General features: G+C 71.1%; 21 protein-coding genes. 10 read left to right on the top strand and 11 right to left on the bottom strand.

Features of this window, described 5'->3' with window-relative positions; translation table 11 throughout:
• Nucleotides 1-234: 234 nt before the first annotated feature.
• The gene (locus tag OG199_RS40495; RefSeq protein ID WP_405833893.1) at nt 235-1,179 is read left to right on the top strand and encodes an alpha/beta hydrolase family protein; all 945 of its coding nucleotides are present in this window, start codon (nt 235-237) and stop codon (nt 1,177-1,179) included.
• 138 nt (nt 1,180-1,317) lie between these two features.
• On the opposite strand, the gene tkt is transcribed toward OG199_RS40495, so the two are convergent.
• The 3 genes from tkt to OG199_RS40480 form a co-directional block, all read right to left on the bottom strand.
• Nucleotides 1,318-3,552 carry a transketolase gene (tkt, locus tag OG199_RS40490; protein ID WP_405833891.1) on the bottom strand — a complete coding sequence of 745 codons (2,235 nt, stop codon included), beginning with the start codon at nt 3,550-3,552 and terminating at the stop codon, nt 1,318-1,320.
• Between the two features lie 273 nt (nt 3,553-3,825).
• Nucleotides 3,826-4,167, bottom strand: a complete 342-nt coding sequence (locus OG199_RS40485; protein ID WP_356805538.1) for an ANTAR domain-containing protein — start codon at nt 4,165-4,167, stop codon at nt 3,826-3,828.
• 131 nt (nt 4,168-4,298) lie between these two features.
• The gene (locus OG199_RS40480) at nt 4,299-4,673 is read right to left on the bottom strand and encodes an ArsR family transcriptional regulator (protein ID WP_356805548.1); all 375 of its coding nucleotides are present in this window, start codon (nt 4,671-4,673) and stop codon (nt 4,299-4,301) included.
• Nucleotides 4,674-4,854: 181 nt separating this feature from the next.
• On the opposite strand from OG199_RS40480, the gene OG199_RS40475 reads away from it, so the two are divergent.
• Entirely contained in the window at nt 4,855-5,262 is a 408-nt protein-coding gene (locus OG199_RS40475) for an STAS domain-containing protein (protein WP_356805536.1), read from the top strand.
• Between the two features lie 120 nt (nt 5,263-5,382).
• Here OG199_RS40475 and OG199_RS40470 read toward each other — a convergent pair whose 3' ends face one another.
• From OG199_RS40470 to budA, 7 genes are all read right to left on the bottom strand, one after another.
• Nucleotides 5,383-7,110: a thiamine pyrophosphate-dependent enzyme gene (locus tag OG199_RS40470; protein WP_405833888.1), complete on the bottom strand. Its 1,728-nt coding sequence runs from the start codon at nt 7,108-7,110 to the stop codon at nt 5,383-5,385.
• Between the two features lie 75 nt (nt 7,111-7,185).
• Complete coding sequence (locus OG199_RS40465) at nt 7,186-8,769, bottom strand: FMN-binding glutamate synthase family protein (RefSeq protein ID WP_405833887.1); 1,584 nt, start codon at nt 8,767-8,769, stop codon at nt 7,186-7,188.
• 116 nt (nt 8,770-8,885) lie between these two features.
• Nucleotides 8,886-9,257: a PRC-barrel domain-containing protein gene (locus OG199_RS40460; protein WP_405833885.1), complete on the bottom strand. Its 372-nt coding sequence runs from the start codon at nt 9,255-9,257 to the stop codon at nt 8,886-8,888.
• Between the two features lie 298 nt (nt 9,258-9,555).
• Nucleotides 9,556-9,717, bottom strand: coding sequence for a hydrophobic protein (locus OG199_RS40455; protein ID WP_168525801.1), 162 nt, complete (start codon nt 9,715-9,717; stop codon nt 9,556-9,558).
• 246 nt (nt 9,718-9,963) lie between these two features.
• The gene (locus OG199_RS40450) at nt 9,964-10,911 is read right to left on the bottom strand and encodes an NAD(P)-dependent oxidoreductase (RefSeq protein ID WP_401803374.1); all 948 of its coding nucleotides are present in this window, start codon (nt 10,909-10,911) and stop codon (nt 9,964-9,966) included.
• A 59-nt stretch (nt 10,912-10,970) separates the two neighbouring features.
• The gene (alsS, locus tag OG199_RS40445; RefSeq protein ID WP_405833883.1) at nt 10,971-12,656 is read right to left on the bottom strand and encodes an acetolactate synthase AlsS; all 1,686 of its coding nucleotides are present in this window, start codon (nt 12,654-12,656) and stop codon (nt 10,971-10,973) included.
• A 56-nt stretch (nt 12,657-12,712) separates the two neighbouring features.
• Nucleotides 12,713-13,450, bottom strand: coding sequence for an acetolactate decarboxylase (budA, locus tag OG199_RS40440; RefSeq protein ID WP_405834826.1), 738 nt, complete (start codon nt 13,448-13,450; stop codon nt 12,713-12,715).
• Nucleotides 13,451-13,991: 541 nt separating this feature from the next.
• Here budA and OG199_RS40435 point away from each other — a divergent pair.
• The 7 genes from OG199_RS40435 to OG199_RS40405 all read left to right on the top strand — a co-directional run bounded on the left by OG199_RS40435 (nt 13,992) and on the right by OG199_RS40405 (nt 22,086).
• On the top strand, nt 13,992-16,310 hold the full coding sequence (locus OG199_RS40435; RefSeq protein WP_405833881.1) for a xanthine dehydrogenase family protein molybdopterin-binding subunit: 2,319 nt from the start codon (nt 13,992-13,994) through the stop codon (nt 16,308-16,310).
• Nucleotides 16,307-17,239 carry an FAD binding domain-containing protein gene (locus tag OG199_RS40430; protein WP_405833879.1) on the top strand — a complete coding sequence of 311 codons (933 nt, stop codon included), beginning with the start codon at nt 16,307-16,309 and terminating at the stop codon, nt 17,237-17,239. Before OG199_RS40435 ends, OG199_RS40430 begins: the two co-directional genes overlap by 4 nt.
• Entirely contained in the window at nt 17,236-17,718 is a 483-nt protein-coding gene (locus OG199_RS40425; RefSeq protein ID WP_356809227.1) for a (2Fe-2S)-binding protein, read from the top strand. Before OG199_RS40430 ends, OG199_RS40425 begins: the two co-directional genes overlap by 4 nt.
• A 63-nt stretch (nt 17,719-17,781) precedes the next feature.
• On the top strand, nt 17,782-18,771 hold the full coding sequence (locus OG199_RS40420; protein ID WP_405833877.1) for an amidohydrolase family protein: 990 nt from the start codon (nt 17,782-17,784) through the stop codon (nt 18,769-18,771).
• A 102-nt stretch (nt 18,772-18,873) separates the two neighbouring features.
• Nucleotides 18,874-20,040, top strand: coding sequence for a monooxygenase (locus tag OG199_RS40415; RefSeq protein ID WP_405833875.1), 1,167 nt, complete (start codon nt 18,874-18,876; stop codon nt 20,038-20,040).
• A 131-nt stretch (nt 20,041-20,171) separates the two neighbouring features.
• Nucleotides 20,172-20,921: an SDR family oxidoreductase gene (locus tag OG199_RS40410; protein WP_405833874.1), complete on the top strand. Its 750-nt coding sequence runs from the start codon at nt 20,172-20,174 to the stop codon at nt 20,919-20,921.
• Between the two features lie 196 nt (nt 20,922-21,117).
• Nucleotides 21,118-22,086, top strand: a complete 969-nt coding sequence (locus OG199_RS40405) for a TIGR03620 family F420-dependent LLM class oxidoreductase (RefSeq protein ID WP_405833872.1) — start codon at nt 21,118-21,120, stop codon at nt 22,084-22,086.
• 138 nt (nt 22,087-22,224) lie between these two features.
• Here the strand turns inward: OG199_RS40405 and OG199_RS40400 are convergent, their stop codons facing one another.
• Nucleotides 22,225-22,662: an Rrf2 family transcriptional regulator gene (locus OG199_RS40400; protein ID WP_356809010.1), complete on the bottom strand. Its 438-nt coding sequence runs from the start codon at nt 22,660-22,662 to the stop codon at nt 22,225-22,227.
• A 203-nt stretch (nt 22,663-22,865) separates the two neighbouring features.
• Here OG199_RS40400 and OG199_RS40395 point away from each other — a divergent pair, with 203 nt between their 5' ends.
• Nucleotides 22,866-23,372: a SigE family RNA polymerase sigma factor gene (locus OG199_RS40395; protein WP_356809009.1), complete on the top strand. Its 507-nt coding sequence runs from the start codon at nt 22,866-22,868 to the stop codon at nt 23,370-23,372.
• The last annotated feature ends 1 nt before the right edge of the window (nt 23,373 follow it).

Raw genomic sequence — 23,373 nt, 5'->3', positions numbered from 1 at the left:
CCATCATCCCAGAGCCGCGCCCGACCGCCAAACCGTGCGCGGCCGGCCGCTGACCCGTCGGAGAGGCCCGGCGTCGGCTGTGCGGGAAGCCCGTCGTGGGCGAACGCGAACGCGGGGGCGACCCGCGTCGGCACGACATGAAACCGGCCCGCGCCCGACCCGGCGCAGACCTCCGGCGCACCGAAGACCCCCACCGAACCAACCGCGCGAAGAACCTGAACGGAAGGCACCTCCATGCCCGAAACATCCATGGCGACCGACCCGGCCGGCACGCTCACGCCCACTCCGGTCGTCTCCGTGAAGCCGGTCGTGCTGCCGGCGCCCGGCCGCGGTGAGGGCCTGCAGGTCCGGGTGTCCGCGCCCACGACCGGGCACGACCTGCCCGTCATCGTCTTCTCGCACGGCTACAGCTGGTCGATGGACGGTTATGCCCCACTGGCGGACTTCTGGGCTGCGCGCGGCTTCGTGGTCCTGCAGCCCACCCATCTCGACTCGCGGACGCTCGATCTGCCCGCCGACGACCCCCGTACGCCACTGATCTGGCGTTTCCGGGTCGAGGACATGAAGCGCGTCATCGACCGGCTCGACCTGCTGGAAGCCTCCGTGCCGGGCCTCGAAGGGCGCCTGGACCGGAGTCGCGTCGCCGTGGCCGGTCACTCCTGGGGGGCCCAGACGGCGAGCATGCTGCTGGGCGCGCGGGTGCTCGACTCCGAAGGTGTCCCCGGGGAGGACATGTCCGACCCGCGGGTCTCGGCGGGTGTGCTGCTCGCCGCGCCCGGCCGGGGCGGGGACGACCTGTCTCCGTTCGCGGCCGAGCACTTCCCCTTCATGAACCCGTCCTTCGACGACATGACCCCGCCGGTTCTCGTGGTCGCGGGGGACGGCGACCAGTCCGCGCTGTCCGTCCGGGGACCGGACTGGTTCACCGACCCGTACTTCCTGAGCCCGGCCGACAAGAGCCTGCTGACTCTGTTCGGCGCGGAGCACTCGCTCGGCGGGATCCCCGGGTACAGCGTCGCGGAAACCACCGACGAGAGTCCCGGACGAGTCGCCCTGATACAGCAGTTCACCTGGGCGTTCCTGCGCAGCGCGCTCCACCCCGGGGACACGAGCTGGCCGACGGTCCGCTCCGCGCTGGAGGCCGATCCCAAGCCGCTGGGTGAGGTGCGGAGCAAGTAGCGAGGCAGGTCGTGCCACCGGCGCCGACCGAGCACCGCATCCTGTGCCTGCGGCCCGGCGGGCCCGCCGGGCGGCCCTCGGCGCGCAACGCGAGACCCGGGGGGCGGAGCGCCGTGTTCTTGGCGCTCCGCCCCCGAGTCACGGGCGGTCGCCGGTGCCGCCGCCGGTGGGCGCGGCGGTCTGCTGACGGCCTCCCGGACGCGGTGCGCCGGCCGCGTCGTCGACGCTGTCGTGGGCAGCGGCCGCCACCGCTTCGGCCGTGATGCCGAACTCCGTGTACAGACGCTGGTAATCCGCCGATGCGCCGTAGTGCTCCAGGCTGACGATGCGTCCCGCGTCCCCGACCACGTCGCGCCAGCCCTGTCCCACGGCGGCCTCGACACTGACCCGTGCCCGTACCGCGGGAGGCAGCACCTCGTCCTGGTAGTCCCGGGATTGGGCGGCGAACCACTCCCGGCACGGCATGGACACCACCCGTGCCCTCAGACCGTCACGGGCCAGGAGGGCGCGGGCGTCCAGGGCGATCTGCACCTCGGAGCCGGTCGCGACGAGGATGACGTCCGGCATCGCACCGTCGGCGCCATCGCCGCCCTCGGCAAGGACGTAACCACCGTGGGCCGCACCGGAGGCCGCGGCGAACTCCCCGCTGTCGCGGTCCAGGACCGGCAGGTTCTGACGGGTCAGGATCATCCCGGCGGGGCGGTCGGTGTGTTCCAGGACGGTGCGCCAGCAGACGGCGGTCTCGTTCGCGTCGGCGGGACGCACCACGTCCAGACCGGGGATGGCGCGCAGCGCGGCGAGGTGTTCGACGGGCTGGTGGGTGGGGCCGTCCTCGCCGAGGCCGATGGAGTCGTGGGTCCACACGTAGGTGGCGGGCAACCGCATCAGCGCCGCCAACCGCACGGCGGGACGCATGTAGTCGGAGAAGGTGAGGAAGGTACCGCCGTACGGGCGGGTCAGGCTCTGCAGGGCGATGCCGTTGAGCACCGCGCCCATGACGTGCTCTCGGATCCCGAAGTGCAGCGTGCGCCCGTAGGGGCCGCCCTTCCACTCCCTGGTCTGCCGGTCGGCCGGCACGAAGGACGGTTCGCCCTCCATCGTGGTGTTGTTGCTCCCGGCCAGGTCGGCCGAGCCTCCCCAGAGTTCGGGCAGGACGCCCGCGAGCGCCGTGAGGACCTGGCCGGACGCCTTCCGGGTGGCCATGCCCTTCGGGTCGGCCGGGAACTCGGGCAGGGCGTCCGTCCACCCCTTGGGGAGCTCCTGCGCCCGGAGCCGGTCCAGCAGTGTCGCGCGGTCCGGGTTGGCCTCCCGCCACGCGTCGAACGCCTCCTGCCACCGGGCATGCGCCTCACGGCCGCGGTCGGAGGCGGCCCGGGTCCGCGCCAGGACCTCGTCCTCGACGACGAACGTGCGCTCAGGGTCGAAGCCCAGCAACTCCTTGGTCGCGGCGACCTCCTCGTCGCCGAGCGCCGAACCGTGGGCCTTCCCGGTGTTCTGCTTGGTCGGGGCCGGCCAGCCGATCAGGGTGCGCAGCATGATCAGCGAGGGGCGCCCCGTTTCCGTCCTGGCGGCCTCGATCGCGGCCAGCAGCGCGTCGACGTCCTCCACGTAGTCGCCGGTGCGGGTCCAGTCCACCGTCTGCACGTGCCAGCCGTACGCGGCGTAGCGGGCGGGGACGTCCTCGCTGAAGGAGACGTCGGTGTCGTCCTCGATGGAGATGTGGTTGGAGTCGTAGAACACCACCAGGTTCCCCAGCTCCTGATGGCCGGCCAGCGACCCGGCCTCGGCGGTGACGCCCTCCATCATGTCGCCGTCCGAGGCGATCACGTACACGTGGTGGTCGAAGGGCGAGGTACCGGGCGCGGCGTCCGGGTCGAGCAGGCCGCGCTCACGGCGCGCGGCCATCGCCATGCCCACCGCGCTGGCCATGCCCTGGCCCAGTGGGCCGGTGGTGATCTCGACACCGGCCGTGTGGCGGTGTTCCGGATGTCCGGGGGTGGCCGAACCCCAGGTGCGGTACGCCTGGAGGTCGGACAGCTCGAGACCGTATCCGGCCAGGTAGAGCTGGATGTACAGGGTCAGGCTCGAATGCCCGCAGGACAGCACGAACCGGTCCCTGCCGAGCCACCGGTCGTCACTCGGGTCGTGCCTCATCACCTTCTGGAACAGCAGATACGCCAGAGGGGCGAGGCTCATCGCCGTCCCGGGATGGCCGTTCCCGACCTTCTGCACCGCGTCCGCGGCCAGCAGGCGGACGGTGTCCACCGCCCGCACGTCCACCGGGTCCCAGCCCGCCCGGTCGGCCACCGGCAGGCCCAGGCCGCGATCACGTCCGGCGATCACGCTCGCGGTGTTCGACGGCTCGCTCACCATGGGGTTCTCCTCAACACGTCGTGGATTCACAAAGTAGGCGACTTCCTCGCCGGCGGCGCTCCGACGCCCACCGCCCGCTCCGGCGCGCCGGAGCTCCCCGGAGGGCCGGTGCGGCCGACTGCACAGGCCCGGCGAAACGGGCACGGTGGAACGCCTACCCGGGCCCCGCCGCCACACGCCCCACGACTCGGGGACCCGCGGCCCTCGCGAACCCGGTCCGTGGACGAGGTGACACACGAACCGTCGCGGGCCGCCGCGAGACGGGCCGGGGATCTACTCCGCCGGGCCCGAGGAGTCGCCGAGTCCGAGCTCGTGCTCCAACTGGCTGCGAATCTCACCGGGCAGCCGGCCCGTTCGCGCCCACTCGACGATCAGTTCGGCCACGTGCCGCAGCTTGACGTTGGTGTTCTGGGAGATGCTCCGCAGCGTGTCCCAGCCCTGGTCCGGAGTCAGGCGGCCGACCGCCAGGATGACGCCGATGGCCTGATCGACAACGGCGTGCGACCGCACGGCCTGCTTGAGCTGGAGGTTCTCGTCCTCCAGGCGCAGCACCTCGTCCGCCGAGGCCTCGAAGGGCGAGGGGAACTGCTGCGTCATGTCCGCTTCGGACGTCAACGTCGCCTCCTTGGTCCGGGGAGTCCGGCGCTACTTCGTCTCATCTCTTGCCCCCGAATCCGACGCCGTCACTCCGGCGTCGCGGGCGGCCGGCGCTGCGCCTCAGACGCGCGAGGAGCGCGCCGGCGACGTCACCGGTCGCCTTCCGTGGCACGTGCGTGCGGCGTCGTCCTTCCCGACTGCCGGTCGCCGGCGCTGCCGTGCTCGGCGTCGTGCCGGCCGAGGAGGGCCAGCAGGTCCGCCACCGTGGGCCCGGAGTCCGCCGGGTGCCGCAGGAGGGTTCCCTCCTCGATCTGGTACTCGTTCGAGCGTCCTTGCCGGGTATGGGTGAGGTACCCGCCCCCCTCCAGGTCGGAAATGATCTTCTGCACGGCCCGCTCGGTGAGCTGGCAGCGCGCGGCGATGTCGCGGATACGCGTGGTGCGGTCCTCGGCGATGGCGGCCAGCACGCGGGCATGGTTGGTGAGGAACGTCCAGCCTGTGTGGGACTCGGGTACTCCCTGCATCATCCCAGAGTAGACGCAGCATTCACGTATAAGAAAGGGTGAAAATCTTTTCCTGTATCTCTTGACGGGTGACGAGCGGGGCACCGACCCTTGGGGGGTTCCCGTCCACGGCGATCCAGCGTCGTGGACTTCGGCCCTGGCACGCCCCACCGAGCCCTGTCACACGGAAGGGATGACCCCGATGGAGTCCCCACGGCTGTCGGTAACCCGCTCCACCACTGCCGAGGGCATCGCCGTACTGGCCCTGCGCGGCGAGATCGACTTCACCACCGGCACCGAGATCCAGCGTGCGCTCCTCGGTCCCGACGGCGAGGCGGCCGCCCGCACCGTGGTGGAGCTGAGTCAGGTGACCTTCATGGACTCCAGCGGCATCAACGCGCTCATCGGGGCCCACCACGCGGCTACCGCCCTGCAGGGCTGGGTGCGCCTGGCGGCCCCCTCCCCCGCGATCCTGCGCGTCCTCCGGATCGTCGGCCTCGACAGCGTGATCACCTGCTACCCCACGCTCCAACAGGCGTTGACCGTCGGCGCGCGGGGCAGCCGGACCGGCGCCGACCGTGATCGACCGGTCGGTCCGGCGGGCGACTGAGACGAGGGCCTGCGACGGCCTCGCGCCGTGACGCCGCCGCCCGGGCCGAGGCGGGCACGAACCGCGCGGCGTGCCCGCAGCCCGTGTCCGGCCCGGCGAAATCACGGGGCGGGTCCCGGTTCAGCCTTCGTGGCTCGGGAGGATCTCCTTGACCTTGGCGATGGCGAAGCCCCATCCCTGGGACACGGTCGGTTTGCCCGGCACCGCCACCTCCTGCGGATTGGTCAGTACGTCCAGCAGGACCGGCCCGGGGGTGTCGAGCGCCCGGCGCACACTGTCGTCGAGATCGGCCGGGTCGGTGACGCGGATGCCGGTGAGGCCGAGCGCGGTGGCCACCGCGGCGAAGTCGGGGTTGTCGAGCTCCGTACCGAACTCCGGCAGGCCCGCCTGTTCCTGCTCGAGTTTGACCATGCCCAGGCGGCGGTTGTCGAAGACCACGAGCTTCACCGGCAGCCGGTACGTCTTGATCGTCATGAGGTCGCCGAGCAGCATGCTCAGTCCGCCGTCGCCGCAGAAGGCGACGATCTGGCGGTCGGGCGCCCAGAGTTGGGCCCCGAGGGCCTGGGGCATGGCGTTGGCCATCGAGCCGAGGTTGTACGAGCCGATCAGGCGCCTGCTCCCCCGCATGCCGACGAAGCGCGAGAGCCAGACGGTGGCCATTCCGGTGTCGGAGGTGAAGACGGCGTCGTCGGCGGCGTGGGCGTCCACCGCGGCGGCCAGCGCCTCGGGGCGGATCTCGTGGTCGCGGTTGTCCAGGGCGGCCCTCAGCTTTCCGGTCCAGCGGCGCTCGTGACCCGGGTCCGCCAGCCGCCGCTGCCCTTCCTGCCAGTGGGCGAACCGTTCCCTCGCGTCGTCCAGGTGGCCCCGGTCCGCGGTCGCCTTCAACAGCGGCAGCAGGGCCCGCAGCGTCGCGCCCACGTCGCCCGTCAGACCCACGTCCACGGGGACCCGGCGGCCCAGGTGCTCCTCACGGGTGTCGACCTGGACGACCTTGCACCCCTTCGGGTACCAGTCCCGGTACGGGAAATCGGTGCCCAGCATCAGGAGCGCGTCGCCGCTGTCGAGCGCGTGGGCAGCGGCGGGGTTGCCTATCAGGCCGGTCTGGCCGACCTGGAACTCGTTGTCCCCCTCGAACCCCTCCTTCGCCTTGAGGGTGAGCACCATGGGCGCCGCGAGTGCCTCGGCCGTCCGCAGGACCTCCGCCCGGGCGGCGCGGGCTCCGCGGCCGACGAGCAGGGTGACCCGGTCGGCGGCGTTGAGGAGTTCGGCGGCCCGCGCGAGCGCGGGGTCGTCCGGGCGGGTGACGGGGCGGTCGAGAGCGAAGCGGGCGGCCCGGTCGTCGCTGAGTTCCTGGTCGCCGAGGTCGCCGGGCACGGTGAGCACCGCCACTCCCCCCTGGCTCACGGCGGCGCGGACGGCGGACTCCAGCATCCGGGGCATCTGGTCGGGGGAGGTGACGGTGGCCCGGTAGACGGCCACGTCACGGAAGAGCAGGTCGTTGTCGACCTCCTGGAAGTAGTCGCTGCCGACCTCCGCGAGGGGCACCTGACCACAGATCGCGAGAACGGGGGTCCGGCTCTTCGCCGCGTCGTAGAGCCCGTTGAGAAGGTGCACGGAGCCGGGCCCCACCGTCCCCATGCACACTCCCAGCGTCCCCGAGAGCTGGGACTGGGCTCCGGCGGCGAAGGCCGCGGCTTCTTCGTGCCGGCAGCCGACCCAGTTCAGGTCCTCGGTGGTACGGATCGCGTCGGTCAGCGGGTTCAAGGCGTCGCCGACCACGCCGAAGACGTGCTGGACGCCCAGTTCCTCGAGTGCGTCGACGATCACACGGGCGACGGTTCGTGCCACGGGAGTGCCCTTCGGTTCGGTGCGGCCCCTCGGAACGGGTGCCGGGTGCAGCGGGTGGAGTGATGAATGCCGGGTTCAGCGGGCGAAGCGGTCCGGGTCGGCCGCCTCCCAGTCGGATGCCCAGCCGGCGGGCGCCGATGCGATCAGCTCACCGGGGGTGAGCCAGTCGTGGAGCTCCGCATAGGAGCGGACGGTGTGCGGATTCACCCGCTGCAGCAGCATGTGGGGCCGCAGATCGCGCGGCTCCTCGACGCCCATCGATGCCATGATCTGGAGCGCGCTCTTGACCGTCGCCCGCTGGTAGCGCAGTACCCGCTGGGACTTGTCGGGAACGTCGACCGCGCGGGCGCGTCGTTCGTCCTGGGTGGCGACGCCGACGGGACAGGTGTTGGTGTGACAGCGCTGGGCCTGTATGCATCCGATCGCGAACATCATGGCGCGGGCGGCGTTCGTGTAATCGGCCCCCTGGAGGAGGCGCTTGACGAGGTCGCTGCCGGTGGCGACCTTGCCGCCGGCACCGATCCGGATCCGGTCGCGGAGCCCGACGCCCACGAGGGCGTTGTGCACGGTCATCAGTCCCTCGCCCAGGGGCAGGCCGACGTTGTCCGCGAACTCGAGGGGCGCCGCGCCCGTTCCGCCCTCCGCGCCGTCGACGACGATGAAGTCGGGCGTGCTGTCCTCCTCCAGCATCGCCTTGCACACGGCGAGGAACTCACGGCGTGAGCCGACGCACAGCTTGAACCCGACGGGCTTGCCGTCGGCCAGTTCACGCATCCGCGCCAGGAAGCGCACCAGTTCGCGCGGTGTCGAGTAGACACGGTGGAACGGCGGCGAGATGACGGTCTCTCCCTGCGGGACGCCGCGGACCCCGGCGATCTCCGCATTCACCTTGGCACCCGGCAGCACTCCGCCGATTCCGGGCTTGGCGCCCTGACTGATCTTCAGCGACACGCACTTGACCTGCTCGTGCGCCGCCTTCTCGGCGAACTGCCGCGGATCGAAGTCCCCGTCGTCCGTGCGGCACCCGAAGTATCCGGTGCCGATCTCCCAGACGAGGTCTCCGCCAGGCCTCAGGTGGTACTCGGAGAGGCCGCCCTCGCCGGTGTCCTGGGCGAAGCCACCCAGTCGTGCCCCGGTGTTGAGGGCGAGTACGGCGTTGGCGGACAGCGAACCGAAGCTCATGGCCGAGACGTTGAGCAGCGCCATGTCGTAGGGGCGGGTGCAGTCGGGTCCGCCGATCCGGACACGCGGCGCCTCGGTGGGCACCGCCCGGGGGGCCATGGACGGGGTGAGGAATTCACTGCCCGTCCGGTACAGGTCGAGTTCGGTGCCGAACGGTTCCTCGGCATCGGTGCCCTTGGCGCGCTCGTAGACGATGCTGCGCGTGTCACGGTCGAAGGGGCGGCCGTCGAAGTTGCGCTCGATGAAGTACTGCTGAAGCTCCGGCCGCAGTGCCTCCAGGGCGAAACGCAGATGCCCGAGCACCGGGTAGTTCCGCAGGACGGAATGCCGGCGCTGCACGAGGTCGTGGACGGCCACTATCGCGAGCAGGAGCAGGGGGGCGGCCGCGGCCCACCACCAGGGCGAGACCAGGACGGCGACGACCGAGACGCCCGTCGCCAGCGAGCCGAGCAGGACAACCAGAAGTATCTTCAGCACCTGATGCGTGTGTCCCGAAGCCGGGACTCCAATCCGTTCGTCCCGTCACACGCGAGCCGCCCGGAATCGGGAACGGGCCCGGACTCGTCGAGTCCGGGCCCACTCACCTGCCGGGGTCACATCATCGGTCCGCCGCCGAGGGGGGTGTGCGGTCCGTAGTAGGCGCCCAGTTCGTCGCGGTAACCGGCGTCACCGAGGTGCTTGTCGCGGTGGAACTCCGGGGCGTTCTTGATCTGCTCCCTGGTGCGGTCGACGAAGATCCTCTTGTCCTCCGGATCGATCTGGATCACGGTGCTCGCCGGGAGGAGGACCTCCTTGCCGAAGATCCAGACCCCGGTGTCCACGACCAGGTAGGCGTCACCGACCTCGTCGGAGTGCTTGTCGACCTTGCCGATTCCGCCGTCGGTCGCCTCGACCTTGTAGCCGGTCAGATCGGCACCGGCCACATGGCCCGAGGTCGACTTGTAACTCCACGCATGTTCAGTCACGCGAAAACAGCTCCTCCGGTAAACGGAGAGCGGGAGGGAATCCCTGCCGCTCCTCCTTTTTCCGTATGCTTTTTCCGTATGCGGTGCGGGACGGTTCTCGTGTTCCGTCCGGCCTCCGAGTGCCCCTGCGGTGGCACTTCATTCATCCGATGCGGGAAGCGACGCCGGATGGCCGCCGTTCGGTGGTGCCGACAGGGAATCCGCGTGCGTGGACGAGGACATGGTGGTGGCCGCCCTCCTCGGAGGAAGGGCGGCCACCACCGTGTCGGGCCGGAACGCCGACCGAACGCCGGCTCCGCTACCAGCGGTACCAGCGACCGCTGCCGCTCTTGGGACGGGCGACGAAGCCGACCAGCCACAGCACCAGTACGACGATGGCGACCCACCAGAGAATCTTCAACGCGAAGCCCGCGCCGAAGAGAAGCAGAACCAGCAGAAGAACGAGAAGCAGGGGAACCATATTATCAACCTCCGAATACCCCTGTGCCCGGAACCTCTCGGCTCGCTCGGCCCTTGGGCGGGGTTCACCCGAATACCGCGGATCGATGACCCGTTCGGCCCATGAACCGCGAAGCCGGCGGGTCCGGGAGTTCGGCATCGGTCACCGCCGCGACGCCGCCCACCCGACCCGACCCGACCCGACCGCGGGCGAACTCCAGCGGTTCCGTCCCCCGGTCACGATCGCGGGCCGACGTCGGCCCGCGGCTCATTCCCGCGGTGACAGACCGTCGTCGACGGACACGTCCTCGGGTTCGAGTGTGATGCCCGAGTTCCTGGCCTGTTCCAGGATCAGGGCGGCGAAGTCCTCGTCGACATGTCCCGCGCCGACCGCGCTCGCGACGAGCTGTGCGGTGGCGGCGGCCAGCGGCATCGGGACCTCCAGCTCGCGGGCCGCGGCGAGCCCCAGCTCCAGGTCCTTGCGCAGCAGCGGCATGGTGAACGTCGGCGTGAAGTCCAGGTTGACCAGGGCGGGCGACTTGTACCGGGTGTAGGCCGAGCCCATCACGGAGTCGTTCAGGAATTCCAGGAAGGCGGCACGGCTGACGCCACCTTTCTCCGCGAGGACGGTGATCTCGGCGAGAGACTGGGTGACGACGCCCAGGAAGACGTTGTGCGCGATCTTGACCAGCCGGGCGGCCTCGTCCTCGCCGACGTAGGTCACGCCGCGCCCCAACGGTGCCAGCAGGGACTCGACCCGGTCGAACACTTCGCGGGAGCCGGACACCGCGATCGTCAGGCCGCCCGCGGCGATCACCTTCGGGTTGCCGCTCACCGGGGCGGCGAGGAAGTCCGTCCCGCGCCGGGCGGCCTCCTCCCGGATCAGCGCGGACGTCCCGGTGGACACCGTGGAACTGTCGATCAGAACACCCGGTGCGGCATCCGGCGAGGTCAGCACCCCGCCGGGGCCCGTGGTGACCGCCTGAAGGTCGGGCGAGGCGGAGACCATCGTGAAGACGACGTCCCGGTCGGCCAGTTCGGCCGGCCGGTCGACGACCGTCGCACCTCTCTCCACGAGCGGTTCGGCCTTGGCGCGCGTCCTGTTGTGGACGGCCACGTCGTACCCCGCGTCGAGCAGCCGGGCGGCGAGCTGGAAGCCCATCCGACCGGTGCCGATCCAGCCGATGCTCGGCGGGTCCTGGGTGCTGTGCGCCATTTCTGTACCTCGTTCCCGGAAGACCGCTCGCCCGATGAGGTCCCGCTCCGCGGGAACCCCTACTCCAGTACGCCGTCGTGCAGTTGGGCGAACAGATCGGTGTTGTGGGTGTAGTCGACGCGGACGTCGACGATCGTCACACCCGGTTCGTCCAGGAACTCGCGGTTCAGGGCGGCCTTGAGCTCGCTCTCGAACTCCTGGATCGAGTGGACCCGGACCCCCTTCGCGCCGAAGGCCCCGGCGTACTGCACGATGTCGTAGTCACCGAGCTGCACCCCCGACTTGCGCCCGTACTTCAAAAGCTCCTGGAAGCCGACCATGTCGTAGGTGTCGTCCCGCATGATGACGTGCGTCAGGCGCAGGCCGAGCCGGGTCGCGGTCTCCAACTCCTGTGCGCTGAAGAGGAATCCGCCGTCCCCGGAGACGGAGACGACCTGGGTCCGGGGCCGCACCAGAGCGGCGGCCATCGCCCAGGGCAGGGCCACCCCCAGAGTCTGCTGGCCGTTGGAGAACAACAGGTGACCGGGCTGGTACACGCGGAAGTGACGCGCCGTGTAGATGTAGTGCGATCCGACGTCACACACCACGGTCGCGTCGTCGTCGACGAGTTCCCTGATCTTCAGGACCACCGCGGCCGGGTTCAGGCCCGCCTCGGTGGCCGGTTCCGCGCGGGCCCGCTCGTCGATGTGCAGCAGTGCGGTGCGCTGCTCGGCGATCGCCGCGTTGGCCTGTTCGCTCAGACGCAGGCCGCCCACCAGCTCGGCCAGCCCGGTCAGCGTCGCGGCCACGTCCCCGCGCAGCTCCAGAGTGGGCTGGTAGTGGTTGTCGATGTCCGCCGGAAGCGCGTCGATGTGCACGACGGTGCGCGTGGGGTCGGTGTTCCACAGCCCCGGGTCGTACTCGACGGCGTCGTAACCGACGGTCACCAGGACGTCGGCCTCCGCGATCACGAGGTCGCCGGGCTGGTTGCGGAACAGGCCCACCCGTCCGAGGAAGTGGTCCTCCAGTTCGCGGGAGACCGCTCCGGCGGCCTGGAACGTCTCCACGACGGGAAGGTCGGTGCCGTCGATGAGCGTGCGCAGTGCCGCACAGGCCTTGGCATCGGCTCCTCTGAGACCGACGAGCAGCGCGGGGCGTTCGGCGTCCCGGATCAGTCGTGCCGCGCGACGGATGTCGTCCTCGGGGGCGGGGCCGAGTGCGGGGACGGGCAGGGGCCGGATGATCTCGGCGGATGTCGGCGCGCCGAGGACGTCGGCGGGCAGCACCACGGCCGTCGCGCCGCGCGGTTCGGTGACCGCGGCGCGCAGCGCGTTGGCGAGGGCCTCGGTCACGTCGTCCGGGTCGTCGACCTCGCCGACGTACTTGGTGAACGGCCTGAGCGCGGCGGTGGCGTCCATGGACTGGTGGGTCCGCTTGAGGCGGTCCGCCCGCGGCACCGCCCCGCACAGGGCGATGACCGGGTACTGCTCGGTGTTCGCGGTGATCAGCCCGGTCAGCAGGTTGGTGGTACCCGGCCCGGAGGTGACCACGGCGGCCCCCGGCGTACCGGTGAGGCGGCCCACGGCGGCTGCCATCAGGGCGGCGTTCTGTTCGTGTCGGCACACCACGAGTTGGGGACCGCCGTCCGCCAGAGCGTCGTAGACGGCGTCGATCTTCGCCCCGGGGACGCCGAAGACGTACCGCACACCATGCGCGGTGAGGGTCTCGATCGCCCGCTGCGCGGAGCGAACGCGCTGTTCGGCCATGGTGGTTGACAGCCTTTCGAAGGAGAGGTCACAGCACGGCTCGGCTCACCCACGGCTCAGCCGCCTTCGGCCTGGTGGATCTGTTGGGCGAGGCTTTCCGACGTCAGGTCCGACGCGAGGAACTGCCGGGTACGGGGCAGGCTCAGATGCAGCTCCGAGCGCGAACTGATCTCGATCACCCCGTGCTCCAGCCGGTAGTCGAGGGCATGGCCACCGTGCCGGTGGTCGCGGTCGATGAAGTGCATGTGGTAGCCGGCGACGGCGATGGCCTGCTCGAAATCGGGGGTCCGAAAGCCGGCCAGGGTGCCCTCCACGTCGCGGAAGGTGCTTTCCTCCTGCCCTTTGGCCGCCTCCGTCAAGGGGGGATACGGGGGTTGCTGCCGCATCACGGTGCGGGTGCGCACCGCACCGAACGTCCCCTTGATCCGCAGCGCGTACATGAGGTTGTCGCTGCTGAGCGCCGCGTCGATCAACGCGGTCAGGGCGGCGCGGTCCGTGCTCGTCGTCACCGGGATGGCCGTGTCGGGCCGGAACCAGGTGACGGCCGCGAAGGGGGTGAGGTCCCCGGCGACGGCGACCTGGGCGCTGCCGTCGGAACGCAGGTGGTGGCAGGTCCCGTCGAGGATCACCATCTCGCCGTCGAGGCGGTTGAACGTACCCAGGCCGAAATCGCCGTGCCTGAGCAGTTCGCCGATCGTCACGTCGCCGTCGTACACGCCGTCGATCAACGCCCCCATCGTCGAGGTCTGGTAGATCTCCCGTGCGCGCCGCGCGTCGTGGTGACCGTCGTGCATGCCGCGCACGTGAGCCACCGTGGCTCTCGCCCATCGGCGGAACGCAGCGTGCGGGTCTTCCGGTGCGCGCATGGCGAAAAGCCTTCCCGGGGACGACGGTCGGCCACGGATACGCGCGGCGCCGCCGGCCGTGAGGATCGCGGGGATCGCGGGCCGACCGCACGGCCGAATTCCCCGCGCGCCGGACCCGAATATTGTGTCCGCATCACGAGCCGGACGCATCTTGGCCCGTGCCCCCGCTCCCAGTCGCCGTGGCTTCCACCGCGCTCCTGCCGCGCACGGCGCGACTCCTCGGCCGGGCCACCGCACCTGTTCTCGTGACCGGTTCTCCGGCCCTGCCCGCCGGACATCCGCAGACCTGGTCGGGCATGCGTGTATGCGGACATTGTGCCTAAATTTACGGAACGGGTACTTTCGTGCTGCCGATCCGTCGTGCGTCACGGCTGCCCCCGACAGGTCGCCCGGCTCCCCCCGACAAGTCGCCGCGGCGGGGGGATCCGCGGCGGTCCCCTCCCCACTCGAATCAGCAAGGGGTGCAGTTGTGACGCATCAGTGGACACGGCGCGAGGACGAAAGGCTGCTCACGGGAAAGGGCCGCTACGTCGCCGACATCGAGGTCCCGGACTGTCTCGATGCCGTGTTCGTCAGGAGCAGGTCCGTCGCTCACGGTCTGCTGCGCTCGGTCGACTGCCGTGCGGCTCGTGAGGTGCCCGGTGTGGTGGGTGCCTGGTCCGCCGCCGACCTGACGGACATGCCCTCGTGCGCGCACGCGGCGGCCGAGCTCCAGGATCTGCCTCCGGTACCGCACACCGTGCTGGCCGAGCTGTCGTCGGACGAGGTGGTCGCAGGCCGTGAGTGGCCGGCCCTGGTCAAGGAGCGTGTGCGCTACGCGGGCGAGGCCGTCGCCGTCGTCCTGGGCGAGGACCGCTACCGGGCCGAGGACGGGGCGGCCGAGGTCACCTTCCACGTCGACCCGTTGCCCGCGATGGTCACACCGTCCGCCGCGGCCTCGGACGAGACCCTGCTCTTCGAGGGCCTGAGCAACATCGCCCTGCGGGGAGAGACCGGCACGCCCGTCGAGGACGAGGTGTGGCAGGAGGCGGCCGCCGTGGTGGAGGGCCGCTACCGGCAGAACCTGCTGATGCCCACACCGATGGAGTGCAGGACGATCCTCGCCGTGCCCGAGGAGGACCGGCTGACGATCTGGTCGGGGCACCAGATGCCGCACCGCCTGCGCCGTGAGATGGCCGCGCTGCTGGGCTGGTCGCAGGATCAGATCCGCGTGGTGGTGCCGGACACCGGTGGGGCGTTCGGTGGCAAGAGCGCCTCGTTCCCGGAGTTCGTCGTGGTCGCCTTCCTCGCGGTCAAGCTCCGGCGACCGGTCCGGTGGATCGAGGACCGTCTGGAGTCGATGCTGGTCGCCACGCGCGGCCGAGGACAGGACCAGCGGGCACGGCTGGCCGCCGACGCCGACGGACGGCTTCTCGCCTACGAGTTGCACATCGACGCGGACGTCGGCGCCTACCCGCACCTCGGAGTCGGGCTGCCGATGCAGACCGCCTGGATGGCGACCGGCGCCTACCGGACTCCCCAGGTGCATTCGACGGTGCGCTCGGTCCTCACCAACACCATGATCACGTACCCCTATCGGGGGGCCGGCCGGCCCGAGGCGGTCATCGCGCTCGAACGCTGTATGGACATGATGGCAAGGAAGTTGGGGATCGACCCGGCGGAACTGCGCCGCCGCAACTTCATCCCGCCCGAGGCCTTCCCGTACCCGACCCCCACCGGCCGGACCTACGACAGCGGCGAATACGCCCGCGCGCTGGACCTGGCGCTGGAGACCGTCGAGTACGGCGCATGGCGCGCCGAGCAGGCCCGGCGCCGGAACGATCCGACCGCCAAGCCACTGGGAATCGGCCTCTCCTGCTATGTCGAGCGATCCGGCGGAGAACCGGGTGGGCTGCACGAGTTCGGCAGCATCGAGGTCGGCACGGACGGCATCATCACCGCGCGGTGCGGGGCCGCTTCCAGTGGCCAGAGCCACGAGACCGTGTTCCCCGCACTGGTCGCCAAGACCCTGGGGGTGGACGAGCAGCGTGTCCGGCTGATCGAGGGCGACACCGACCAACAGCCCGAGGGCCTGGGCTCCTTCGCCAGCCGGACCGCACAGGTCGCCGGCGCGATGCTGCAGCACGCCTCCCGACTGGTCATCGCGGAGGCCCGGCAGAGGGCCGCGACCCTGTGGGATCTGCCCCTGGCGGAGGTGGAGTGGGCCGACGGCACCGTCCACGCCGCCCACGACGGCTCGGCCGCCATGGACGTCAGCGAACTGGTCAAGGCCACCGGGCCGCTGCGCGTGGAGGACCGCTTCGAGACGGGGATGGCGTTCCCCTTCGGCTCCCATGTGGCGGTGGCCGAGGTGGACCCGGAACTCGGCACCGTGGAGCTGCTGAAGGTGGTGACGGTCGACGACTGCGGGGTGGTCCTCGACCCGGCCGTCGTCCGCGCTCAGGCCTTCGGGTCCGCGATACAGGGCATCGGCCAGGCGCTCTACGAGGCCATCCCCTACGCCGACGACGGCACACCCCTGCTGGCGAACGGCCTGCTCGACTACCTGCTGCCGACCTACACCGAGGTACCGCCCATCGAGGTCAAGGACACCTGCACGCCGAGCCCCAGCTCGCCCCTCGGTGCCAAGGGCGCCGGCGAGTCGGGCTGCATCGGCCTGCCGGCCGCGATCGTCAACGCCGTGGTCGACGCGCTCCGTCCGGCCGACGCCGACCTGTTGCAGATGCCGCTCACCCCGGACGTGGTCTGGCGCGCGGCCCGAGCCCCGAAGCTGGAGGAGGACCGGTGAAACCCGCCGCCTTCGACTACGTCGCACCCCGTACGGTGCCCGAGGCCGTCGATGCCCTGGGCAGCACAGGCCGCGACGCCCAGGTCCTGGCCGGAGGCCAGAGCCTGCTCCTGGAGATGCACCTGGAGCGCGTCCGTCCCGACCTGGTCGTCGACATCAACCGCATCCCGGAACTCGACACCCTGCGGGTCGTCGACGGCTCGCTGCGGGTCGGCGCCCTGGTCAGGCATCACGTCTTCGAATCGGCGCAGGCCGTACCGGGTCCCCTCGGCTCGTTGTTCTCACTCGCCGTGGTCAACATCGCGCACCCGCCGATCCGATCCCGGGGGACGATGGTGGGCAGCTTCGGCTGGGGTCACCCCGCATCCGAGTGGTGCGCCATCGCCATGGCCCTCGACGCCGACATCCACCTGCGAGGACCCCAGGGCGCCCGTACCGTCCCGGCCCGCGACTACTTCCACGGTCCCCTCAGGACGGACCGCCGCCCCGGCGAACTGATCACCTCCGTGCGGTACCCGCTGCTGGCCGAGCACACCGGCGTCGGCTTCGTCGAGCACCGGCGCACGCACTTCTGCTTCGCCCAGGTCGCCGTCGCGGCCGTCCTCACCGTGGACGACGGGGTGATCAGAGAAGCACGCATCGGACTGGTCAACTGCGCCGACCGTCCGCTGCGGGCGCACGCCGCGGAGCAGGCCCTGACCGGCGTCGAGATCGGACCCCAGAAGGACGGATACCTGCTGCCCGAGGACCATCCGTTCGCCCGCGCGGGCCGCATCGCGGCGGAGCGCGACGCCGCACCCCTCGCGGAGCCGTACGCCGACCTCGAATACCGCCGGCACGCCATCGCCGTCGTGGCCGCCAGGACCCTGTGCCAGGCAGCCGCCGACCACCGGTCCCGCATCGGCGGGACCAAGGGAGACAACCGATGAAGATCACACTCACCGTGAACGGCGAGGAGTTCCCGCTCGATGTGGAGCCCCGGCGGATCCTGGCGGACGTACTGCGGGAGGACTGCCGGCTGACCGGCACCCACCTGGGCTGCGAGCACGGCGTGTGCGGCGCCTGCACCGTGCTCGTGGACGGTGAGGCGGTGCGCTCCTGTCTGATGCTCGCCGTGCAGTGCGACGGCGGGTCGGTCCGGACCGTGGAGGGGCTGGCCGGTCCGGACGGTGAGCCCAGCGCGCTGCAGCGCGCCTTCTCCGCGGAACACGCGTTGCAGTGCGGCTTCTGCACCCCCGGATTCCTGATGGTGGCCGCCGGGGCACTGGAAGCCGATCCCGCCCTCGCCGATCACCCCGAGCGCGTGGATCACATCGTCGGGTCCAACGTCTGCCGGTGCACCGGCTACGAACCCATCCGTCGCGCGATCACGCGGGCGGCGCGGGAACGGCAGGAGCCCGTGACCTGACCCCGTCCCGCGCTCGTCCCGGCGGTGTTGAGGAGTGGAGATGGCTGCGAGGGGAGAGTCGAGATGGCCGTAAGGGGAGATGTCCGCGCCGGAGTCGTCGACGTCCACGCGCACTGGCTGCCCAGGGAACTGCTCTCCCTGCCGCCGGGCTTCCCCCTGGGCGGCATGAGCGACCGCGACGGGGAGCTGTACCTGGGGGACAGTCCGCTGTTCTTCGCCAGCACGGCGATGACCGACATCGACGTGGTGATCGCCGACACCGTGAAGGCGGGTCTCGGGGCACGCGCCGTCTCGGCGCCGCCCTTCGCCTTCCCCGTCTTCTCGCCTTCGGAGGCGGACGACTACGTCTCGGCCTTCAACGACCGGCTCGAGCGGGCCGTCTCCTCCTCCGACGGCACACTGGTCGGACTCGGGCTGGTCCGGGTGGACGACGTGGCGGCCGCCCGGCGCGAGATGACACGCCTGACGGACATGCGGGGCATCGCGGGTGTCGCCGTCCCGCCTCTGGTGCAGGGCCGGTCCTACGGCGACGGTGCGATGCGGGAGGTGCTGGCCGCCGCCGTCGACGCGGACCTGGCCGTCCTCGTCCACCCGATGCAGTTGCCACGGCCGGAGTGGAAGGACCACTACCTGGCGAACCTGATCGGCAACCCGGTGGAGACCACGACCGCAGTGGCATCGGTGCTCCTGAGCGGCGTCATGGAGGAACTGCCGGACCTGCGCATCTGCTTCGTCCACGGCGGGGGGTGCGCGCCGGCCCTGCTCGGGCGGTGGGGACACGGGTGGCGGTCGCGCGAGGACGTACGACACGGCGGAAGCCGCCCGCCGGCCGAACCGTTCACCCGGCTGTACTTCGACACGGTCACCCACGATCCCGAAGTGCTGAGTCTGCTGTCGGCCCACGCCGCACCGGAGCGGATCGTGTGCGGGAGCGACTACCCCTTCGACATGGCGCAGCCGGAACCCGTCCGGTTCCTGTTGGACCACGGCCTCGACGCCAGGACCCTCGAGGCGAACGGCCGGGCGTTCCTCGGCATCCACGGCCCCGACTGACTCCCGCCCGGACCCGCCGGGCACTCGGTTGCTCCGGCGGGTGCCGCGTCCGAGGCGCCCGCGTCCGAGGCGCCCCCGCATCCGCGACTGCAGAGGTGTGCGATGTCCGAGACGAACGACTTCACGGCACTGGTCATCGGTGGATCGGTGGGCGGTCTGGCCGCCGCGCACGAACTGCGGGCCGTGGGCGCCGGGGTCGCCGTCTACGAACGGTCGGTGGGGCAGACGTCGGCGCGCGGCGCCGGCATCGTCATGCAGCCGGAGGTCGACGCGCTGCTGAACCGCCTCGGCAGACCGGCGTCCTCGGTCTGCGTCGAACTGCACGAACGCCAGCAACTGGACGCGCACGGCAGGAGGGCGCGTCACGGGGCTCCGCAGCTCATGACCGCGTGGGACACCCTCTACCGCGCGCTGCGAGAACCGCTCTCCGGAGTCTGCTACCGCCTGGACAGCACTCTCAGGCGGGTCCAGGTGAGCGGCCACGACGTCACGGCCGAGTTCTCGGACGGGTACACCGCGAGCGGCAACTTCCTGGTGGGCGCCGACGGAATCGGGTCGGCCACCCGCATGCTGCTCGACTCCGTCTCCCGCCCCGAGTACGCCGGGTACGTGGCCTGGCGCGGCCTGGAACCCGAGTCCGCGCTGCCGAGTGAGCTGCTGGACCTTCTCGCGGGCCGCTTCACGTTCTTCACGTCGAGCGGCATGCAGATGCTGTGCTACCTGGTTCCGGGGGCCGACGGCGAACGGGAGGAGGGTTCGCGGCGCGTCAACTGGGTCTGGTACGTGAACGTCGCCGAGCCGGATCTGCCGAGGCTGCTCACCGGCCGCTCCGGGAAACGCTTCGCACACTTCGTACCGCCGGGCGAGTTGCCGCCCGAGATCCTCGAACAGGTCGCCCGGCAGGCCGACGTCTCGCTTCCGCCGCCCTTCGCCGAACTGGTGCACCTGTCGGACGTCTTCATGCAACCGGTGTTCGATCTCGCGCCCGGGCGCATGGTGGCCGACCACGCGGCTCTCATCGGCGACGCGGCCGGCACGGTCAGGCCCCACACCGCCTCGGGAACCTCCAAGGCGTTCGGTGACGCCGCGGGCCTGGCGGCCGCCCTGCGCGGGTGGACCCCGACGCGGCCGCTGCCCGCCTCCGAGCTCGAGCACTGGGAGATACGGCGGCTCGACCGCTTCCTCACGTTGTCCGAGGCCGGGTTCGACCTGGCGGTGCGATCCACGTTGGGTGCCGAGAGAGGGAGCCGGTTCTTCGGTTCGGAGTGACCGTGGTGACGTTCGCCCCGCCGGGCGGCGGGGCCTCGCGAAGGGCCGGGCTTGACGCGACTGATTGAAACTTTTACGGTTACACCCAGAGTCGTAACAGACATTGTTACGACGAATCAGTGGAGGATGTCATGGCTCAGCTCACCGGCAAGGTCGCGATCGTCACGGGAGGCACCACGGGCATCGGCCTCGCCACCGCCAAGCGTTTCGCCGCCGAGGGCGCACAGGTGTACGTCACCGGCCGTCGCAAGGCGGAGCTGGACGCGGCCGTCCAGGACATCGGCTCGGGCGCCGTGGGAATCCAGGGGGACATCGCCGACCTCGCCGACCTGGACCGGCTCTACGCGGCCGTCGAGCAGGACGGCCGCCGGATCGACGTCCTGTTCGCCAACGCGGGCGGCGGCGAGTTCGCCCGGCTGGAGGAGGTCACGGAGGAGCACTTCGACCAGACCTTCGGCATCAACGTCCGTGGTCTCCTGTTCACCGTCCAGAAGGCCCTGCCGCTGCTCAACGAAGGCGCCTCGGTGATCGTCCCGGGTTCCACGGCCGCGGCGTCCGGCGCGGAGGCGTTCGGCGTGTACGCAGCCACCAAGGCCGCCATCCGCTCCCTCGCCCGTACCTGGGCCAACGAGCTCAAGGGCCGGGGAATCCGGGTCAACGTCATCGTGCCCGGCCCGATCGACACCCCCGGAATCACCGGCCTCGCCCCCGACGCGGAGCAGGCCGGACAGCTCAAGGGCCACCTGGCGGGCCAGGTGCCGCTGGGCCGCTTGGGCCGCACCGAGGAGGTCGCCAGCGCCGTGCTGTTCCTCGCCTCCGACCAGAGCAGCTTCACCACGGGTTCCGAGCTGTACGTCGACGGCGGCCAGAACCAGGTCTGAGTTCCACGACGACGGTGGACACCGGCACGGAGTCCGCACCACGACACAGACGACCGGCACCGGAGACGGCGCGTGGACCGGCCGCCCCGGCGCCGGCCCGCGCGCCCCGCTTCCCGCGTCACCCCATACGCGTGACAGCGCGACTCGTGTGCACGGGTCAGCGCGGATCGTGACAACCCGAGAAGGAGGTTCGGCGATGCCCGCCGATCCAACGGTCCGTTCCCTGCTCGGCGGCGTCGGGGTCTGGAGCATGGAACTCCGCCCGGCCGCCCGTCCCGAAGTCCGGGAGGCGGCGGCCGAGCTCGACGCACTCGGCTTCCCGGCGCTGTGGATCCCCGGGCTCGACGGTGGCGGCGCACTCGACGACGCCGGACACCTGCTGGCCGCCGCGCCACGCGCCGCCGTCGCGGTGGGGGTGCTCGCCCTCTGGGGTCAGGACCCGGCGGCCGTCGGAGCGCACGTCCACGACCTGGACCGGGCACACGGGCGGCGGCTCGTGATGGGCTTCGGCGTGAGCAGCCCGCACTCGGCACAGGCCGCGGGACAGACGTACGGGAAGCCCCTCCAGGCCGTCGCGGACTACCTGGACCGGCTCGACGGCGTGCCGCATCCCGTTCCCGCCGAACGCCGCATGCTCGGCGCGCTCGGTCCGAAGATGGTCGACCTCGCCGCCCGTCGCACCGCCGGCCTGCACCCCTTCCTGGTGACGCCGGAGTTCAGCGCGATCCACCGGCGCCGTATCGGCCCGGCCCCGGTGATCGCCCCGCACCAGGCCGTGGTCCTCGACACCGACCCGGCCAGGGCACGTGCCGCCGCCCGTCGGGGCATCGGCATGTTCATCGGATTCCCGGCCTACCAGAACAACCTGCGGCGGCTCGGCTTCACCGACGAGGATCTGATCCCCGGCGGCAGCGACCGTCTCATCGACGCCGTCGTCGCGCACGGCTCGCTCGACGTGGTGGCACGCCGCGTCCACGAACACCTCGACGCGGGCGCCGATCACGTCGCCCTCCACGTCCTGGGCGGCGACCCCGGCCTTCCCCTCACGCAGTGGCGAGAGCTGGCCGGCCTCCTGCCCGTACCCATGCCCGTACGGGACGTCGTACCGGACGAAGCACCGGCGTCCGGAACCGCCGGCGGCGATCCGGCGGGCCAATACATCTAGGGCGCAACACGCCCCAGTGTCCTCGGACCGCCGAGACGTCGGAGCCCGGCCCGGTGAGGGGCCGGGCTCCGGCGTCCGGCGCGCCGCCGTGGCCCGCACCGGGGGGTGCCGGGGCACGTGCCGAAGGGGTGAGGAGCGCTACGCCCGCTCCTGGGCCAGTACGTCCCGCAGTACGTCGGCGATGGTGGTGGCGGCCAGTTGCTTCCGCATGGTCTCCTCCACGTCGTCGTAGACGTGCCGCAGGGTGGGCCGGATCCCGAAACCGACCGGGCAGGACTGGTTCGGCTCGCTGTTGTGCATCCCGAAGACACCGCCCTCGTCCAGGGCCTCGTACACATCCAACAGGGTGACCGTCTCCGGCTCCCGCGTGACGACCCAGCCGGCACCGGTGCCCCGCCGCGCCTCCACCAGCCCCGCCTTCCGCAGATCGCCCAGGCAGCGCCGGATCACGACGGGATTGGTGTTGACGCTGCTCGCGATGCGCTCGGACGTGGCTACCTCGTTCCCGCCCCGGCGGTCGAGCACCATCCACGTCAGTACGTGCACCGCGACCGTCAGTCTGCTGTTCGCACTCACCCTCGGATCACTCCTCCATCCATGTAACCCACAATGTTACATCGCCTCGGGGGCTGAACCCCCGACCGGGTCGGCACTCCCCCGGCCACACCGCGCCCTCCTCGCCCGACGTGACCGGCATCACGTGACGGACGTGCATAGTGAGGCGCTCGCCGACGTCTTTCACCAGGTGTACGAAGCTGGCAAGGGCGGGGACGGTGCGGATGCAACAGGCTGGAGCCGAGGGTTTCGACGGGTTCGTCGCGGCCCGTTGGTCGGCGTTGTTCCACCTCGCACGCCTGCTCTGCGGCGGCGACCGGCATCGCGCCGAGGACCTGCTTCAGGAGGCCCTGGTCAAGCTCTGGTTCGTCTGGCCGCGGATCGCTGACGAGGCGCCCGAGGCGTACGTGCGCAAGATCCTGGCCCGCGCCGCCGCCCGCTCCGCCCGCAGGCGGTGGTGGGGCGAGCGCCCCGTGGACCAGCTGCCCGACCTGGCGCAGATCGGGGACGTGTCCGCCGTCGTGGCGGAACGGTCGCGGCTGGAGGCGGCCCTCGCCCAACTGCCGCCCCGGCAACGGGCCGCCGTGGTGCTGCGCTACTACCAGGACCTGCCGGAGAAACAGGTCGCGGAGGTCCTGGGATGCCCGCTGGGCACCGCCCGGTCCCACGCGTCACGCGGTGTGGCGCGCCTGCGTCAGATCCTGTCCGTCGTCATCGAACCGGTGGAGTGAG

It is taken from the genome of Streptomyces sp. NBC_01176, assembly GCF_045039825.1.
In the GTDB taxonomy this organism is placed as follows: Bacteria; Actinomycetota; Actinomycetes; order Streptomycetales; family Streptomycetaceae; genus Streptomyces.
Note: the sequence above shows the minus strand (reverse complement) of the source record. Positions and strands in the feature narration are given on the sequence as shown.

Excerpts from the sequence above, each read along its gene's own strand:
- OG199_RS40395 (WP_356809009.1), top strand. The coding sequence starts at position 22,866 with ATGCAACAGGCTGGAGCCGAGGGTTTCGACGGGTTCGTCGCGGCCCGT.
- OG199_RS40450 (WP_401803374.1), bottom strand. The coding sequence starts at position 10,911 with ATGGCGCACAGCACCCAGGACCCGCCGAGCATCGGCTGGATCGGCACC.
- alsS (WP_405833883.1), bottom strand. The coding sequence starts at position 12,656 with ATGGCCGAACAGCGCGTTCGCTCCGCGCAGCGGGCGATCGAGACCCTC.
- OG199_RS40475 (WP_356805536.1), top strand. The coding sequence starts at position 4,855 with ATGGAGTCCCCACGGCTGTCGGTAACCCGCTCCACCACTGCCGAGGGC.
- OG199_RS40415 (WP_405833875.1), top strand. The coding sequence starts at position 18,874 with ATGTCCGAGACGAACGACTTCACGGCACTGGTCATCGGTGGATCGGTG.
- OG199_RS40480 (WP_356805548.1), bottom strand. The coding sequence starts at position 4,673 with ATGCAGGGAGTACCCGAGTCCCACACAGGCTGGACGTTCCTCACCAAC.
- OG199_RS40455 (WP_168525801.1), bottom strand. The coding sequence starts at position 9,717 with ATGGTTCCCCTGCTTCTCGTTCTTCTGCTGGTTCTGCTTCTCTTCGGC.
- tkt (WP_405833891.1), bottom strand. The coding sequence starts at position 3,552 with ATGGTGAGCGAGCCGTCGAACACCGCGAGCGTGATCGCCGGACGTGAT.
- OG199_RS40425 (WP_356809227.1), top strand. The coding sequence starts at position 17,236 with ATGAAGATCACACTCACCGTGAACGGCGAGGAGTTCCCGCTCGATGTG.
- budA (WP_405834826.1), bottom strand. The coding sequence starts at position 13,450 with ATGCACGACGGTCACCACGACGCGCGGCGCGCACGGGAGATCTACCAG.
- OG199_RS40420 (WP_405833877.1), top strand. The coding sequence starts at position 17,782 with ATGGCCGTAAGGGGAGATGTCCGCGCCGGAGTCGTCGACGTCCACGCG.
- OG199_RS40405 (WP_405833872.1), top strand. The coding sequence starts at position 21,118 with ATGCCCGCCGATCCAACGGTCCGTTCCCTGCTCGGCGGCGTCGGGGTC.
- OG199_RS40495 (WP_405833893.1), top strand. The coding sequence starts at position 235 with ATGCCCGAAACATCCATGGCGACCGACCCGGCCGGCACGCTCACGCCC.
- OG199_RS40410 (WP_405833874.1), top strand. The coding sequence starts at position 20,172 with ATGGCTCAGCTCACCGGCAAGGTCGCGATCGTCACGGGAGGCACCACG.